This window comes from Nocardia sp. NPDC050413 (assembly GCF_040655475.1).
Lineage (GTDB): Bacteria > Actinomycetota > Actinomycetes > Mycobacteriales > Mycobacteriaceae > Nocardia > Nocardia coubleae.
Genome location: NZ_JBFAJZ010000005.1, coordinates 304324 through 319925, shown reverse-complemented (window position 1 = coordinate 319925; position 15602 = coordinate 304324). Strand labels below are relative to the sequence as shown.

Here is a 15602-nt window from a genome sequence, read left to right as displayed (position 1 = left end):
ATGCTGCGCACCATGATGACCTCGAAGATCCACCGTGCCACCGTGACCCACGCCGACCTGCACTACGTGGGTTCGGTGACCGTCGACCAGGATCTGCTCGACGCCGCGGGCCTGCTCGAGGGTGAGCAGGTGTGCATCGTCGACATCGACAACGGCGCTCGCCTCGAAACCTATGTGATCGCGGGCGAACGCGGTTCGGGTGTGATCGGGATCAACGGCGCCGCGGCACATCTCGTGCACCCCGGCGACCTGGTCATCCTCATCGCCTACGGCCAGCTCGACGAGGCCGAGCTGCGCGAGTACGCGCCGAAGGTGGTCTTCGTCGACGACCGCAACCGGCCCGTGGAGCTCGGCGCCGATCCCGCGCACGCGCCCGAGGGTTCCGGGCTCACCTCGCCGCGTTCCCTCTCGATCGCCTGATCGCGGCGGGGGGTCGGACATGCTGCTGACGATCGACGTCCGCAACACCGCCATCGAACTCGGCCTGTTCTCCGGTCTCGGTGAACACTCGAAACTGGTGCGGCACTGGCGTATTCACACGAATCCGCTGCTCACCGCCGACGAGTTCGCGATGCAGGTGCGCGGTCTTGTCGGTGCCGATCTCGACCAGGTGGTCGGTGTCTCGGCGTTGTCGACGGTGCCGCCGGTGCTGCGGGAACTGCGCATCATGCTCGCCCGCTATTGGTCGCACGTGCCGAATGTGGTCGTGGAACCCGGTGTGCGGACCGGCATTCCACTGCTGGTCGACAATCCCAAGGAGGTCGGCGCCGACCGCATCGTCAACTGCCTCGCCGCGTTCCGCCGGTTCGGCGGCCCGGCGATCGTCGTCGACTTCGGCACCGCCACGTGTGTCGACCTGGTCTCGGCCAAGGGCGAGTTCCTCGGTGGCGTGATCGCGCCGGGCGTCGAGGTGTCGACGGAGGCACTGGTCGAACGCAGTGCGTTGCGCCGCGTCGAACTGGCCAGGCCGCGTTCGGTGCTCGGTAAGAACACGATGGAGTGCATTCAATCCGGTGCCGTTTTCGGTTTCGCCGGTCTGGTCGACGGATTGATCGATCGCATTCGCGACGAATTCGACGCGTTCGCCGGTACCGATGTCACCGTGGTCGCCACCGGGACGGGCGCGCCGCTGATCGTGCCGGAATCGGAAACGATCGACCAGCACGAACCGCATCTCACCCTCACCGGTCTGCGCCACGTCTACGAGCGCAACAAGAAGTGATTCAGGTCATTGGCCCGTCCACACGGGAGCCTGCTAAGCTCGCTCCCGTGTCTTTCCGTGTGAGCACCCAGGAGTGTTGTCGAGGCTGACCTGCCTCGACCGTTCGAGGCTGACGTTTTCCCTCGACCGATTCTCACTCCTTGGAGATGCGCTCATGCGTTCTTCTGTTCTTTCCCTGCCGTCGGCCGGTGACGAATACTCCGCGACCCCGCCGCTCGACCGCGCGGTCGCCTCGGCCCTGCCCACCCGGCTGCGCCCCGCCGACCTGCTGCGTCTCACCGACGAGGGCGCCGAGGATGTCCTGGCCGGTCGCTACGACCATCTGCTGCCCGCCGACGGGCTCTGGCCGACCGAACAGCGCTGGGCCACCCGCCTGATCGCCGACGACGAGGTCGATGTCTGGCTCATCAGCTGGACGCCGGGGAAATCCACCGAATTGCACGACCACGCCGGTTCGCTCGGCGCGCTCACCGTGCTCAGCGGCGCACTGTCGGAATTCCGCTGGAATGGAACCGAGTTACGCGAGCGCACCCTCGCCGCGGGCGATCAGGCGTCGTTTCCGATCGGCTGGGTTCACGATGTGGTCCGCGCCGCCGACGCGACGGCGGGCCCGCTCGATCCCACCCTCAGCGTGCACGCGTATTCGCCGCCGCTGACCGCCATGTCCTATTACGAGGTGACCGGCCACGGCACCCTGCGACGCACCCAAACCGTCCTCACCGACCAGCCCGAAGGTGATCTGTGATGAGCCGTTTGTCGATTGACCAGATGCTCGACAACGCGCGCGCCAAGCTGCGCAGGCTGTATGTCTACGACGTCCCCGCCGCCCTGGCCCGAGGCGCCATTCTGGTCGACATCCGCCCGGCCGCGCAGCGTGTTCGGGAGGGCTCTCTGCCGGGCGCGCTGGTGATCGAGCGCAATGTGCTGGAATGGCGGCTGGATCCCACGTCGTCGGCGCGGTTGTCGCTCGCGCGCGACCACGATGTGGAGTGGATCATTTTCTGCTCGGAGGGCTATACGTCCAGTTTGGCCGCGGCCTCGCTTCAGGAACTCGGATTGCACCGCGCGACCGATCTGATCGGCGGTTATCAGGCGCTGAAGTCGGCGGGCATGCTCACCGTGGGCGTCGGGGTGCCGCACTTCGCCCGGGAAGTGGAGTCGCTGGCTTCGTTGTAACGGGCGGCGCACTGGTCCTTTCCGGTGCACGCTACTGTTATCGAATGTGAGCACCCCTAACTCCGCCGAGACCGGCCGCGCCGTCAGTTCCGCCGTGGACAGCGATGTCCCCGAGCAGATGCGGATTCGCCGGGACAAGCGTGAACGGCTGCTCGCCGGCGGTGGTGACGCCTATCCGGTGGTCGTGCCGCGCACGCACACGCTGGCCGAAATCCGTTCCGCCTACCCGGATCTCGAACCCGATACGCAAACCGGCCTGCAGGTCGGTGTCGCCGGCCGCGTCATTTTCGTCCGCAATACCGGCAAGTTGTGCTTCGCCACCCTGCAGGAGGGCGACGGAACCAAACTGCAGGCGATGATCAGCCTCAATGGTGTGGGCGCCGACGCGCTCGCCGCCTGGAAGTCCGATGTCGACCTCGGCGATTTCGTGTTCGTGCACGGTGAGGTCATCTCCTCGCGTACGGGCGAATTGAGCGTGATGGCCGACTCGTGGTCGATGGCGGCCAAGTCGCTTCGCCCGCTGCCGGTGGCGCACAAGGAAATGAACGAGGAATCGCGCGTCCGTCAGCGTTACGTCGACCTGATCGTGCGTCCCGAGGCCAGGGAAATGGCCCGTACCCGCGTGAACGTGGTCCGCGCGTTGCGCACGGCGCTCGAGCGCCGTGGCTTCCTCGAGGTCGAGACCCCGATGCTGCAGACCATCCACGGTGGTGCCGCCGCGCGCCCGTTCGTCACCCATTCCAATGCCCTCGACATGGACCTGTTCCTGCGTATCGCCCCGGAACTGTTCCTCAAGCGCTGCGTGGTCGGCGGCCTGGAGAAGGTCTTCGAGATCAACCGGAACTTCCGCAACGAAGGCGCCGACTCCACCCATTCGCCCGAGTTCGCGATGCTGGAAACGTACGAGGCCTACGGCACCTACGACGACTCGGCGACGATGATCCGGGAATTGGTCCAGGAAGTCGCACAAGAGGCATTCGGCACCCTCGTGGTGACTCTTGCCGACGGTACTGAATATGATCTGAGTGGCGAGTGGACGACGGTCGAGATGTATCCGTCGCTGTCGGAGTCGATCGGTGTGGAGGTCACTCCGGAAACGACTGTCGAGGAATTGCTGGCACTCGCCGAACGGGTCGGTCTGGAAATTCCGTCGGGCAAGGGCTACGGCCACGGGAAACTGGTCGAAGAACTCTGGGAACACGTCTATGGCGACAAGCTCTACGCGCCGACTTTCGTTCGCGACTTCCCCGTGGAGACATCACCGCTGACCCGTCAGCATCGCAGCAAGGACGGCGTTACGGAGAAGTGGGATCTCTATGTTCGCGGCTTCGAGTTGGCCACGGGCTATTCGGAGTTGGTCGATCCCGTCATCCAGCGCGAACGGTTCGTCGACCAGGCGCGCCTCGGCGCGGCGGGCGATGACGAGGCGATGGTGCTCGACGAAGACTTCCTCACCGCGATGGAACACGGCATGCCGCCGACCACCGGAACGGGTATGGGAATCGATCGCTTGTTGATGGCACTCACGGGTTTGGGAATCCGGGAAACGATCCTGTTCCCCATTGTGCGCCCGAGTAGTCGCTGACCTGTGAATTCGCGGGGCGAAGGCCTCGTGTTGGAAATTTCGCATTTCGGGGTATTCTTGCCTCGGGTATTCGGCCTGGAGGCAGGCTTGACGATTTCGAGAGGACGTTCATCTCATGGCAAAGAAGGTCACCGTTAGCCTGATCGACGATGTCGACGGTGAGTCCATCGCGGACGAAACCATCGAGTTCGCTATCGATGGGGTGTCGTACGAGATCGATCTGTCGGAGGCAAATGCGGCGCGCCTGCGCGAAGGCCTGGACGAGTGGGTCGCCAACGCGCGTCGCGTGAGTGGCCGTCGCCGGACCAAGGCCGCCGGTACGCCGGCGCCGCAGGGCAAGAGCCGCGTTTCCATGGACCGCGAGCAGAGCGCCGCAATTCGTGAATGGGCCCGTCGTAAGGGCCACAAGGTCTCCGCACGCGGCCGTATCTCGGCCGACATCACCGAGGCCTACAACAAAGAGGTCGGCAAGAGCTGAAATATTGGAGCGCTGGCGCGCTCGAGTCGGCGGCCCCTGCGGTCCCGACGATCAGGCACCGTTGCTTGCTCCTTCGTCGCCTACGCAACGGCGCCTGATCGTCGGGACGGCCGCCGACCGCCGCTTCGCGGCGATCCCTCCTCGAGGTCGGGAAGGGGTTGGGTACCGCTTCTTCTGCCCTCCTCGGGTGGGTGGGAATGTGGCCTGGAAAGATAGACTGATGGTTGTGCGCAAGGTGTTTCGAGTCTCGGGAGATGTGCGGTGAGCTCCTTTCTTCGGTACACCGACAACACCGGGCGCCAGCATGAATTGCCGCTGGACCCCGCGCAGCAGCGGATCACCATCGGGCGCAATGTCCAGGCCGACCTCGTGCTCGGCTGGGATGCCGAGGTGTCGCGGTTGCATGCCGCGGTCGAACACCTCGGTGCGCATTGGACGATCATCGACGACGGGCTGTCGCGCAACGGGACGTTCGTCAACGGTGAGCGGTTGGTCGGCAGGCGCAGGCTGAGCCCGGGTGACCGCATTCGCGTCGGCACCACGCTGGTGCATTTCTTCGATTTCGGTGGTGTCGTCGACGACGCCACGCATACCGCCTCCGGTTCCATCCCCACCATGCGTTCGCTGACCGAAACCCAGCGCGCGGTGCTGATCGCCCTGTGCCGTCCGTACAAGCACGGCACCGGATTCGCGACGCCCGCGTCGAACCAGCAGATCGCCGAGGAACTCTTCCTGTCGATCGACGCGATCAAAACCCACCTGCGTGCCCTCTTCGCGAAGTTCGGGGTGGAGAACCTGCCGCAGAACCAGAAGCGCACGCGGCTCGCCGCCCTCGCGATGCAGAGCGGAATGATCTCCGATCACGAGTTGTGACGTCCGGGGCCGGCGGTCGAGCGCCTGACGCAGGTGGCTGAGCGCCTGAACCATGTCGGTGGCGGTAGGGACGCGGTTGACTATTCCTGTCACCGGAGCGCGACTCCGGATTCGAGTCAGGAGTTGGTTCCCATGTCGGCCATTCGTTTGTCCTCGCTGGTTCTCGCGATGCTCAGCACCGGCCTCGTCGCCGGCGTCTTCTACGCCTACGCGATCTCGGTGATGCCCGCCCTGGCGCGCACCGGGGACCGCACGCTGATCGAGATCATGCAGAAGATCAACGTGGTGATCATCAACCCGTGGTTCATGTTCGGCTTCCTCGGGACGGTCGGCTTCACCGCACTCGCGGCCGCGCTGCACCTGGGCGGTGACCACCGCGCCACGCTGATCTGGATCGGAATCGCCTTGGTGCTCAACGTGATCGCGTTCGCGGTCACCGCCGGGCAGAACGTGCCGCTCAACGACGCCCTGGCCGCGGCGGGCGACCCGGCGACGCTGGCGGACACCGTTTCGGTGCGCGCCGATTTCGAGGCGGCGTGGGTGCGCTGGAACATCCTGCGGGCGGTGCTGCACACGGCGGCGTTCCTTGTGTTGTGCGGTGCGCTGTTCGTCGCGGGTGTGCAGCAGGGCAAGTCGAACGCCGCGCCGGTCTCGGGCGAGACCGCTTCGCACGCGCTCGTGCGCTGAATCGCACCGTAGTGCCACGCGAAGGCTGGAACGTGTTCCATGATGACTGGAACACGTTCTAGTCAGGGGTGGTTCCATGCGAAGTAAGTCGATGCTCGTTCTCGCCGTCGCGATGCTGCTGGGTCTCGTGGGGGCAGGCGGTGCGACCGCCGACCCCTACCCGGTCGACTACAACTTCTTCGCGGGCATCGCGCCCGAGCTGACGAATCCGGGCGGTGCCCTGCCCGGGGCGAACGACCCGAATTGTGTTCCCACACCAGAACATCCGAATCCGGTCGTCCTGCTGCACGGCACCGGCGGTGGAGGGCAGACGAACTGGGGTGTATACGCCCCGCTGCTGGCCAACGAGGGCTATTGCGTGTTCACCCTCACCTACGGCGCGTACGCGCTGCCCTGGCCCGTCTCGGCCATCGGCGGGATGCGTCCCATCGAGCAGAGCGCGGCGGAGGTGTCGGCCTTCGTCGACGGTGTCCTCGCGCGGACCGGTGCCGAACGGGTCGACCTCGTCGCCCACTCGCAGGGCAATATCGTCGGCAACTACTACCTCAAGCGGCTCGGCGGCGGGGAGAAGGTCGGCACGCTGGTCGGGATCGCGCCGCCCTGGCTCGGCACCAACGCCTTCGGCGCGGGCGATATCGCCCACTTCAGTCGGGCGCTCGGCGCGGGACCGGTCTTCGACGCCGCCACCGGCTCGCTGTGCCAGGCGTGCGCGCAGATGTTCAGCGGTTCGCCGTTCATGACCGCGCTCAATGCCGACGGGGTGTACGACCCGCGCGTCACCTACGTCAATATCGTCACGGTCCTCGACGAGCTCGTCGTGCCGCACACCTCCGGCCTGGTGCCCGGTCCCAACGCCACCTCGGTCGTCGTGCAGGACGGTTGCGCGCAGGACTGGTCCGAGCACATGGCCATCGCGGGCAGTCCGCGTGCCGCCGGTCACGTCCTCAATGCCCTCGATCCGGCCAGGCGGGCGCCCGTGCCGTGCGAGTTCGTGCCCCCGTTCACCGGCTGAGGCGGGATTTCGCTGTAGGCAAAACTGGAACGGAAACGAATGCCGCGACGTGCGCGTTGTGAGTGAATGACCAAGTTGTCACCGGTCCCCAATAGGGTGGAGCGGCGACGGCGGAATCCCCTGCCAACTAGAGTGGATGGCGGGGGCCGCAACCCCCGGGCTTCATGGCAGGCTGACGGCGACAGTTGTCGCCTCCGGCGCCCAAGGTTGTACCGAGCACACAGCGGCGTCTGTTGCCAGAATGTCGGAGCAGGAGAGTGAGGGAGCGATGTTCGAGAGGTTCACCGACCGCGCGAGGCGTGTCGTTGTCCTGGCCCAAGAAGAGGCCCGGATGCTCAACCACAACTACATCGGCACCGAGCACATCCTGCTTGGGTTGATCCACGAGGGCGAGGGCGTGGCGGCGAAGTCGCTGGAGTCCCTTGGCATCTCGCTGGAGGGTGTGCGCAGCCAGGTCGAGGAGATCATCGGGCAGGGCCAGCAGGCGCCGTCCGGTCACATCCCCTTCACCCCGCGTGCGAAAAAGGTGCTGGAACTGAGTCTGCGCGAGGCGCTGCAGCTCGGTCACAACTACATCGGCACCGAGCACATCCTGCTCGGCCTCATCCGTGAGGGTGAGGGCGTCGCGGCCCAGGTGCTCGTCAAGCTGGGCGCCGACCTGAACCGGGTCCGTCAGCAGGTCATCCAGCTGCTGTCCGGGTACCAGGGCAAGGAGCCCGTCGAGGGCACCGGCTCGCGCGGTGAGGCGGGTACGCCGTCCACCTCGCTGGTGCTCGACCAGTTCGGTCGCAACCTCACGCAGGCGGCGCTGGAAGGCAAGCTCGACCCCGTCATCGGCCGCTCGAAGGAAATCGAGCGCGTCATGCAGGTGCTGAGCCGCCGCACCAAGAACAACCCGGTGCTGATCGGCGAGCCCGGTGTCGGTAAGACCGCCGTCGTCGAGGGCCTGGCCCAGGCCATCGTCAACGGGGAGGTCCCCGAGACCCTCAAGGACAAGCAGCTCTACACCCTCGACCTGGGTTCCCTTGTCGCGGGCAGCCGCTACCGCGGTGACTTCGAAGAGCGCCTCAAGAAGGTGCTCAAGGAGATCAACACCCGCGGCGACATCATCCTGTTCATCGACGAGCTGCACACGCTCGTCGGCGCGGGTGCCGCCGAAGGCGCCATCGACGCGGCCTCGATCCTGAAGCCGAAGCTGGCCCGTGGCGAGCTGCAGACCATCGGTGCAACCACCCTCGACGAGTACCGCAAGTACATCGAGAAGGACGCCGCCCTGGAACGCCGTTTCCAGCCGGTGCAGGTGGGCGAGCCGACCGTCGAGCACACCATCAACATCCTCAAGGGTCTGCGCGACCGCTACGAGGCGCACCACCGGGTCTCCATCACCGATGGCGCTCTCGTGGCCGCCGCGACGCTGGCCGATCGCTACATCAACGACCGGTTCCTGCCGGACAAGGCGATCGACCTCATCGACGAGGCGGGCGCGCGTATGCGCATCCGCCGGATGACCGCGCCGCCGGACCTGCGCGAGTTCGACGACAAGATCGCCGATGCCCGTCGCGAGAAGGAAAGCGCGATCGACGCGCAGGACTTCGAGAAGGCCGCGCGCCTGCGCGACAAGGAGAAGCAGCTCGTCGCCAAGCGCGCCGAGCGGGAGAAGCAGTGGCGTTCGGGCGACCTGGACGTCGTGGCCGAGGTCGACGACGAGCAGATCGCGGAGGTGCTGGCCAACTGGACCGGTATCCCCGTCTTCAAGCTCACCGAGGAGGAGACCACCCGTCTGCTCCGCATGGAGGACGAGCTGCACAAGCGGATCATCGGCCAGGAGGATGCCGTCAAGGCCGTCTCCAAGGCGATCCGCCGCACTCGCGCCGGCCTGAAGGATCCGAAGCGTCCGTCCGGTTCGTTCATCTTCGCCGGTCCGTCCGGTGTCGGTAAGACCGAGCTGTCCAAGGCGCTGGCGAACTTCCTGTTCGGCGACGACGACGCGCTCATCCAGATCGACATGGGCGAGTTCCACGACCGCTTCACCGCCTCGCGCCTGTTCGGTGCCCCTCCCGGGTACGTGGGCTACGAGGAGGGCGGCCAGCTCACCGAGAAGGTGCGGCGCAAGCCGTTCTCGGTGGTGCTGTTCGACGAGATCGAGAAGGCGCACCAGGAGATCTACAACACCCTCCTGCAGGTGCTCGAGGACGGCCGTCTCACCGACGGTCAGGGTCGTACGGTCGACTTCAAGAACACCGTGCTGATCTTCACCTCGAACCTTGGTACCTCCGACATCTCCAAGGCTGTCGGCCTGGGCTTCACCCAGTCCAACGCCGAGGGTTCGAACTACGAGCGGATGAAGCTCAAGGTCAACGACGAGCTGAAGAAGCACTTCCGCCCCGAGTTCCTCAACCGCATCGACGACGTGATCGTCTTCCACCAGCTCACCAGCGAGCAGATCGTGCAGATGGTGGACCTGATGATCAACCGTGTCGCCAAGGCGCTGAAGAACAAGGACATGGCGATCGAGCTGACCGACCAGGCCAAGAGCCTGCTCGCCAAGCGCGGTTTCGACCCGGTCCTGGGTGCCCGTCCGCTGCGTCGCACGATCCAGCGCGAGATCGAGGACCAGCTGTCGGAGAAGATCCTCTTCGGCGAGATCGGCGCGGGCCAGACCATCACGGTCGACGTCGAGAACTGGGACGGCGAAGGCCAGGGCGAAGACGCCAAGTTCACCTTCACCGGCAAGACGAAGCTGACCAAGGCCCCCACGGGCGACGACAAGCCCGAGGTCGTCCTCACCGGAGCAGCCGAGGGCACCGCCCCCGACACCGCCGCCTCCGGCGAGTAACCAGCTGAACGAAAAGCCCACCTTCTGAACCCAGAAGGTGGGCTTTTTCGTTGCAGGGTTCAGCTGAAGTGCTGCAGGAGCCCGGCGTCGTGCTCGGCCGCGTGCTGAAACACGGCGACCAGCTTGGTGTAGTACTCCCGGAGATAGCTGAGGCCGTCGTTGCGGGTATCGCCCCAGATGTTGGGATAGACCTGAGCCTCGACCATGTGCACTCCGTTGTAGTGCTCGGCCAGCTTGCTGAACGGAGTCTTCGAGAGTATCTCCGCGGTGCGCGCCACCTCCTCTGCCGTCCAGGCGTTGTACTCGCCGATCGGTAGAGGGGTAGGCGTGAAGAACAGGTCGACACCGGTCCCCGCGGCCTCCAGCAGGTAGTTCAACCCGCCCCATGCTTTGTCGAGGTAGCCGCTCGGATCATCGGCGGAGGGCTCATATCCGGCAAGGAACTCCTCTGCGATGTCCTTGTGCCGCATCGCCATTTCCAGCTCGGCCGTACTCACCTGCATGAACGACATAACTGCACCCACGTCAACTCCTCCTTGTGATCCCAGTGAACCCATTGCGAAGTTACGAACGACGGCTTGGAGTTGTCTTGCCATCTCCTTTCGCGGGCTCGCGAGATCTGAGCGCGATCCACTGACAGCCGGCGGAGGCATCATTGGAATAGCGCGACGGCTTGGGAATTCTGTTCGGCGGCGAAGATGAAGAAGGTGCGGAGGGCTTCGTAGTTTTCGCGGAGGAATTCTCGGCAGAAATCGGTGTCCCAGATTTCGGGGTAGACGTCGTCGGCGTCCATGGCTGCCGGGTCGAAATGTCGGTCGAGGACGCTGTAGGGCGTGGCTGTGAGGGTGTGGGCGGCGGTGGTGATCTCGGCGGCTGTCCATATCTTGGTCGCGCCGTCGCCTGCCCAGGGGTCGAGGTCGCCGAAGAGGTCGAGGCCGATGTGCGCGGCCTCGAGCAGATAGCGCAGGCCGTCCCAGGCCTTGTCGATATCGCCGGTCGGTTCGCCGGGGTGGTCGAGTTGATCGATCAGGTCGAGGGCGGCTTCGGCATCGGCGGTGATGCGGGCGGCGTCGGCGTCGGAAATTCGGTGGAATGCGAGAACTGGGCCCATGAGGGCGAAGGTAGGAATGCGAACTTGGAGATACCTTTCGAGCCGCTTTTCATGGTCTCCGGGAGGTGAATTCGCGGCGTACCGTGGGTTGGGCCAGTCCATACGACACGGGGGTGTTCACGCACATGACTGATTCCGATCGCACGCTCATCGCTGTTCTGCTCGACCGTTCCGGTTCGATGCAGACGATCAAGGCCGATACCGAAGGTGGGTTGGCCGCGTATTTCGAGCAGCAGCGGGAGGTGCCGAAGCGGATCGAGGTGACCTTGGCGCAGTTCGACACCACCTACGAGGTGGTCTATTCGAATGTGCCGCTGGATCAGGTGCCCGCGCCGAATCTGCTGCCGCGTGGCGGGACCGCGCTGTACGACGCCGTCGGCAAACTCGTCACCAGCGTCGGCGAGGAGCTCGCGGCCCGCCCGGAGCACGAGCGACCCGGCACGGTGATCGTAGTCGTCCTCACCGACGGCCACGAGAACTCCAGCCGCGAATGGACCCATGCCGCGGTCAAATCCCTCATCACCCAGCAGCAGGACGTCTACAACTGGACCTTCGTCTTCCTCGGCGCCAACATGGACGCCGTCGAAGTAGGCGCCGACCTCGGTTTCGACCCCGGCTCCTCCATCACCTATGCCCCCGTCGCAGGCGGCGTCCGCGGCGCCTTTGACGCCCTCTCGGCCTACTCGGCCCGAGCCCAGGCCGCCCCCGCCGGAATGGCCCGCCGCGCCCGCTTCTCCGAGGACGAACGCCGCCGAGCGGGTACGGACAGCTGATCCGAAGGCGCTCCGGCTACTGCCAGCCCGGGCGGACGAGGCCGGATTCGTAGGCGAGGACTACGAGTTGGGTGCGGTCGCGGGCGGCTAGTTTGGTGAGGATGCGGCTCACGTGGGTGCGGGCGGTGGCGGGGCTGAGGTAGAGGCGGGCGGCGATTTCGGCGTTGGTGAGGCCCTCCGCTACCAGGGTGAGGACCTCGCGTTCGCGGTCGGTGAGGTCGGCGAAGGCGGGTGGGGGTGGTTGTTTGGCGTGGGTGGCGAATTCGGTGAGCAGCCGGCGGGTGACGCTGGGGGAAAGGAGGGCGTCGCCCGCCGCGACGACCCGGACGGCGCGGAGCAGGTCGGCGGGTTCGGTGTGTTTCACCAGGAAACCCGCGGCACCGGCGCGGATCGCCTCGAAGACGTATTCGTCGATTTCGAAGGTGGTGAGCACGACGACGCGCACGTCGGCGAGCTGCGCGTCGTCGGCGATTATGCGGGTGGCGGCCAGCCCGTCGAGGACGGGCATGCGGATGTCCATCAGCACCACGTCGGGAGTCAGGGCGCGCGTCATCCGCACGGCTTGTTCGCCGTTCTCGGCCTCGCCGACCACCTCGATGTCGTCCTGGGCATCGAGCAACGCGACGAATCCACCGCGCACGAGGGCCTGATCGTCGGCTACGAGCAACCGAACCGGCCGTGGATCGGGCGCACTCATCCCTGTGCCCCTGATGCCTTGTCCCCGTTCGCGACCAACTCGGCACCCGCCGGTCGCGCGGGCAACCGGGCCGCCACCCGGAACCCACCGGAGGGCCGAGGTCCGGCGGTGAGCGCACCACCGAGCGCATGCGCCCGTTCCCGCATGCCGATGATCCCGTTTCCGCCGATCCCGCTGCGCACCGCGGCCTCAGTGGGGCGGGTGTTGTCGACGGTGATGTCGATCGTTTCGGCGGTGTAGCGCAGGGTGATCATCGCAGTCGACCCCGGCGCGTGGCGCACCACATTGGTCAGCGATTCCTGGATGATCCTGGCGGCGGCCACGTCGATGACACTCGGCAGCTTCTTGGGGGTGCCGATGACCTTGGTGTCGACGGGCAGACCGGTCGCCCTGGTGCGTTGCAACAGGGTGTCGAGGTCGTCGAGCGTCGGTGCCGGAGCGCGCGGTGCGGGCGCCGGAACCGGCTCGGCCGCAGGGGTTTCCGGGTATTCGGGGGCGACGGGTGCGCCGCTGCGGATCGCGTGCAGCAGTGTGTGCACCTCGGTCAGTGCTTCTTTGGAGGTGGTCTTGATCGTGGCCAGCGCGGCGGCGGCCTGCTGTGGTTTGCGGTCGAACAGTTCCAGCGCCACCGAGGACTGCACATTGATCAGCGAAAGGCTGTGTGCCAGTACGTCGTGCAACTCGCGGGCGATGGCGAGCCGTTCCTCGGACGCGGCCCGCGCCTGCTGTGCCTGTTCGTCGCGTTGCGCCGCCTCGGCCCGCTCCCGGCGCGCGAGCACCACCGTGCGCCGCTGACGGATCCCCTCGGCGATCCCGACCAGCACACCCAGCCAGGCCAGCAGACCGAAAACCTGCCAGGCGTCGACATCGCGGCCGAGCAGGACGGGCAGCGGCCACACCATCGTCAGGTAGCCGACAACGACCAACGGGTAAGTGCGCCAGCGCGATCCGTGTACGGCAGCCGTGAGGAACGCGATGATGAGAGAAAGGAAGATCGGCCCGTACCCGTAGTCGCGCAGCACATAGGACACGGCGGCGAGCAAGGCCACCACCAGCACCGGCTCGGGGAGCAACCGCCGGAAGCCGAGCGCGATCGGCCCGGCCAGCAGCAACAGGTACGCGAACGCATCGAGCGAACGCACCCCGGTCTGCTGCGCGTTCGCCCCGGAACTGCCTGCCAGCTGCACTATCGCGACCACCACCGCCAGCCCCCAGTCCCGGACGGCCGCGTCACGCTCCCACTTCGCTCCCACCCACGCAACCCTATTGCGTCACCCGGGCAGAAGCGTCGGCCTACGCACGTATTTTTCCCGCGGCCCCGCGTACATCGCGCGACGTAGGCCCGATCGAGCCGCGCGACGGATGTGCGGACACCCCTTCGGCGCGGATCGTCTTTCGCATGAACGAATCCATCGTGGTCACCACCGGGCTGACCAAACGCTATGGCGAACACCTCGCGGTCGACGCGGTGAGTATGCGGGTCAAGACCGGGGAGATCTACGGTTTCCTCGGCCCCAACGGCGCGGGCAAGACGACGACCCTGCGCATGTTGGTCGGGCTCATCCGGCCGAGCGCGGGCACCGCGACGGTCCACGGCAGCGCCCCCGGCGACCCGGAGGTGCTGCGCCGGGTCGGGGTGCTGATCGAGGGCCCGGGCTTCTACCCGTACCTGTCGGGTCGCGACAACCTGCGCGTTCTCGCTCGTTATCGCGGACTCGGCGACCGCGAGGTCACCCAGGCGCTGGCCCGCGTCGACCTCACCACCCGCGCCGACGACCGCTTCCGCACCTACTCCCTCGGCATGAAGCAGCGCCTCGGCGTCGGCGCGGCCCTGCTCGGCGATCCCGATCTGCTCGTCCTCGACGAACCGACCAACGGTCTCGACCCGGCCGGTCTGGCCGAAATGCGTTCGCTCATCGTCGATCTCGCGGCAGACGGCCACACCGTGCTGCTGTCGAGTCATCAGCTCGCCGAGGTGCAGGAGATCTGCCACCGGGTCGGGGTGATCTCCGGTGGACGTCTGCTCGCCGAATCGACGGTCGCCGAATTGCGCGGCACCGCATCGCTGCTCGTCCGCGCCGAACCGGTGGACGTTGCCGTCGAGGCGGTCCGCGCGCTGTCCGACGCGCCCGTGCGTGCGAGCGCCGAGGGCATCCGGATAGAGACCACGACCGCGATGGCGCCTGCTGTGGCGCGAGCTGTCGTGCAGGCGGGTGCGGACCTGCTCGAGCTGCGCGTCGACGAGAAATCCCTGGAAGAAGTCTTCTTCGAGCTGACGGAGGTAGCGAAATGACCAGCACGACAAGAGATCTCATGGCGAGTATCAGGGCGGAGGGTCTGCGTCTTCGGCGCTGGCCCGCCTTCTGGATCGTGCTCGGCACATGGATCCTGCTGAATCTGACCTTCGCCTACCTGTTCAACTACCTGGCCTACCGCTCCGGAGAGAGCGGTTCCATGTCCGACGGCTTGCCGCGCGACGTGCTGCTCGGCCAACTCATGCCGGTCGCCGTGCCCGAAGTATTCACGCAGGGTATGGCCATGTTCGGCGGTGCGCTGATGCTTGTTCTCGGTGCGCTGGCGGTTGGCAGCGGGTACGGCTGGGGGACGTGGAAGACAGTGTTCACCCAGGGGCCGGGCCGGGCGAACGCGGTCGGTGGGCTGCTGCTCGGCCTGCTGGTGACGGTGGTCGTCCTGGTGTGTGCCGCGTTCGTCGTCGACCTCGGTGTCGCGTCGCTCATCGCGGTGACGGAAGGTCAGCCGATCACGCTGCCCGCGCTCGACCGATCTCTTCTCGGAATCCTCACCGGCACAGCCATTCTGAGCATGTGGACCGCAGCAGGTGCGTTCATCGGCGCCGTCGCCCGTGGCCCCGCTCTCGCTGTCGGGCTCGGCCTGATCTGGGTTCTCGTCGTCGAGAACCTGCTGCGCGGAGTCGCGGGAATATTCGGCCCCATCGAAGCGGTCACCGACCTCCTCCCCGGCACCGCCGCAGGTTCGCTGGCCGGGGCGATGCGCACGGTGGACGGCCCGGCCACGCCCGGTGTCCTCGACATCCTGACCCGCGGCGAGTCCCTCGTCGTCCTCGCGGTCTATGTGACGATCTTCGCGACGGGAACCATCTGGCTAACCGCCCGCCGCGACCTCACCTGACC

Annotated in this window: 17 protein-coding genes; 13 read left to right on the top strand and 4 right to left on the bottom strand. The window is 66.3% G+C overall.

The window, feature by feature from the left end; genetic code table 11:
• The 10 genes from panD (at window position 1) to AB0I19_RS16040 (ending at window position 9869) form a co-directional block, all read left to right on the top strand.
• On the top strand, window positions 1-420 hold the full coding sequence (gene panD, locus AB0I19_RS16085) for an aspartate 1-decarboxylase (RefSeq protein ID WP_067640553.1): 420 nt from the start codon (window positions 1-3) through the stop codon (window positions 418-420).
• Window positions 421-439: 19 nt separating this feature from the next.
• Window positions 440-1222 carry a type III pantothenate kinase gene (locus AB0I19_RS16080; RefSeq protein ID WP_067640555.1) on the top strand — a complete coding sequence of 261 codons (783 nt, stop codon included), beginning with the start codon at window positions 440-442 and terminating at the stop codon, window positions 1220-1222.
• A 154-nt stretch (window positions 1223-1376) separates the two neighbouring features.
• A complete protein-coding gene (locus tag AB0I19_RS16075) occupies window positions 1377-1967 on the top strand; it encodes a cysteine dioxygenase family protein (RefSeq protein WP_357149245.1) in 591 nt (196 codons plus the stop codon).
• Window positions 1967-2398 carry a rhodanese-like domain-containing protein gene (locus AB0I19_RS16070; RefSeq protein ID WP_174550337.1) on the top strand — a complete coding sequence of 144 codons (432 nt, stop codon included), beginning with the start codon at window positions 1967-1969 and terminating at the stop codon, window positions 2396-2398. The genes AB0I19_RS16075 and AB0I19_RS16070 overlap by 1 nt, the downstream gene beginning before the upstream one ends.
• Before the next feature lie 118 nt (window positions 2399-2516).
• Entirely contained in the window at window positions 2517-3983 is a 1467-nt protein-coding gene (lysS, locus tag AB0I19_RS16065; RefSeq protein WP_067640833.1) for a lysine--tRNA ligase, read from the top strand.
• Between the two features lie 115 nt (window positions 3984-4098).
• Window positions 4099-4461, top strand: a complete 363-nt coding sequence (locus tag AB0I19_RS16060; RefSeq protein ID WP_067495754.1) for an Lsr2 family protein — start codon at window positions 4099-4101, stop codon at window positions 4459-4461.
• Window positions 4462-4722: 261 nt separating this feature from the next.
• Window positions 4723-5334: an FHA domain-containing protein gene (locus AB0I19_RS16055; RefSeq protein ID WP_067495714.1), complete on the top strand. Its 612-nt coding sequence runs from the start codon at window positions 4723-4725 to the stop codon at window positions 5332-5334.
• A 132-nt stretch (window positions 5335-5466) separates the two neighbouring features.
• Window positions 5467-6021: an anthrone oxygenase family protein gene (locus AB0I19_RS16050; protein ID WP_357149240.1), complete on the top strand. Its 555-nt coding sequence runs from the start codon at window positions 5467-5469 to the stop codon at window positions 6019-6021.
• Between the two features lie 76 nt (window positions 6022-6097).
• Window positions 6098-7033, top strand: coding sequence for a lipase (locus tag AB0I19_RS16045; RefSeq protein ID WP_357149237.1), 936 nt, complete (start codon window positions 6098-6100; stop codon window positions 7031-7033).
• A 268-nt stretch (window positions 7034-7301) separates the two neighbouring features.
• Complete coding sequence (locus AB0I19_RS16040; protein ID WP_067495751.1) at window positions 7302-9869, top strand: ATP-dependent Clp protease ATP-binding subunit; 2568 nt, start codon at window positions 7302-7304, stop codon at window positions 9867-9869.
• A gap of 59 nt (window positions 9870-9928) precedes the next feature.
• Here AB0I19_RS16040 and AB0I19_RS16035 read toward each other — a convergent pair whose 3' ends face one another.
• Entirely contained in the window at window positions 9929-10393 is a 465-nt protein-coding gene (locus tag AB0I19_RS16035) for a YfbM family protein (RefSeq protein WP_357149234.1), read from the bottom strand.
• 128 nt (window positions 10394-10521) lie between these two features.
• Window positions 10522-10980 carry a DUF1877 family protein gene (locus AB0I19_RS16030; RefSeq protein ID WP_357149231.1) on the bottom strand — a complete coding sequence of 153 codons (459 nt, stop codon included), beginning with the start codon at window positions 10978-10980 and terminating at the stop codon, window positions 10522-10524.
• Between the two features lie 125 nt (window positions 10981-11105).
• Here AB0I19_RS16030 and AB0I19_RS16025 point away from each other — a divergent pair, with 125 nt between their 5' ends.
• Window positions 11106-11753 carry a VWA domain-containing protein gene (locus AB0I19_RS16025; RefSeq protein WP_357149228.1) on the top strand — a complete coding sequence of 216 codons (648 nt, stop codon included), beginning with the start codon at window positions 11106-11108 and terminating at the stop codon, window positions 11751-11753.
• A 16-nt stretch (window positions 11754-11769) separates the two neighbouring features.
• Here the strand turns inward: AB0I19_RS16025 and AB0I19_RS16020 are convergent, their stop codons facing one another.
• On the bottom strand, window positions 11770-12450 hold the full coding sequence (locus AB0I19_RS16020) for a response regulator transcription factor (RefSeq protein ID WP_357149225.1): 681 nt from the start codon (window positions 12448-12450) through the stop codon (window positions 11770-11772).
• Window positions 12447-13703, bottom strand: a complete 1257-nt coding sequence (locus tag AB0I19_RS16015; protein WP_357149222.1) for a histidine kinase — start codon at window positions 13701-13703, stop codon at window positions 12447-12449. Before AB0I19_RS16015 ends, AB0I19_RS16020 begins: the two co-directional genes overlap by 4 nt.
• A gap of 146 nt (window positions 13704-13849) precedes the next feature.
• Here AB0I19_RS16015 and AB0I19_RS16010 point away from each other — a divergent pair, with 146 nt between their 5' ends.
• Together AB0I19_RS16010 and AB0I19_RS16005 are read left to right on the top strand one after the other, a co-directional pair.
• Window positions 13850-14743 (top strand): ABC transporter ATP-binding protein, encoded by an 894-nt coding sequence (locus tag AB0I19_RS16010; RefSeq protein WP_357149219.1) that lies wholly within the window; start codon window positions 13850-13852, stop codon window positions 14741-14743.
• Complete coding sequence (locus tag AB0I19_RS16005) at window positions 14740-15600, top strand: ABC transporter permease (protein WP_357149216.1); 861 nt, start codon at window positions 14740-14742, stop codon at window positions 15598-15600. The genes AB0I19_RS16010 and AB0I19_RS16005 overlap by 4 nt, the downstream gene beginning before the upstream one ends.
• Window positions 15601-15602: the final 2 nt, after the last annotated feature.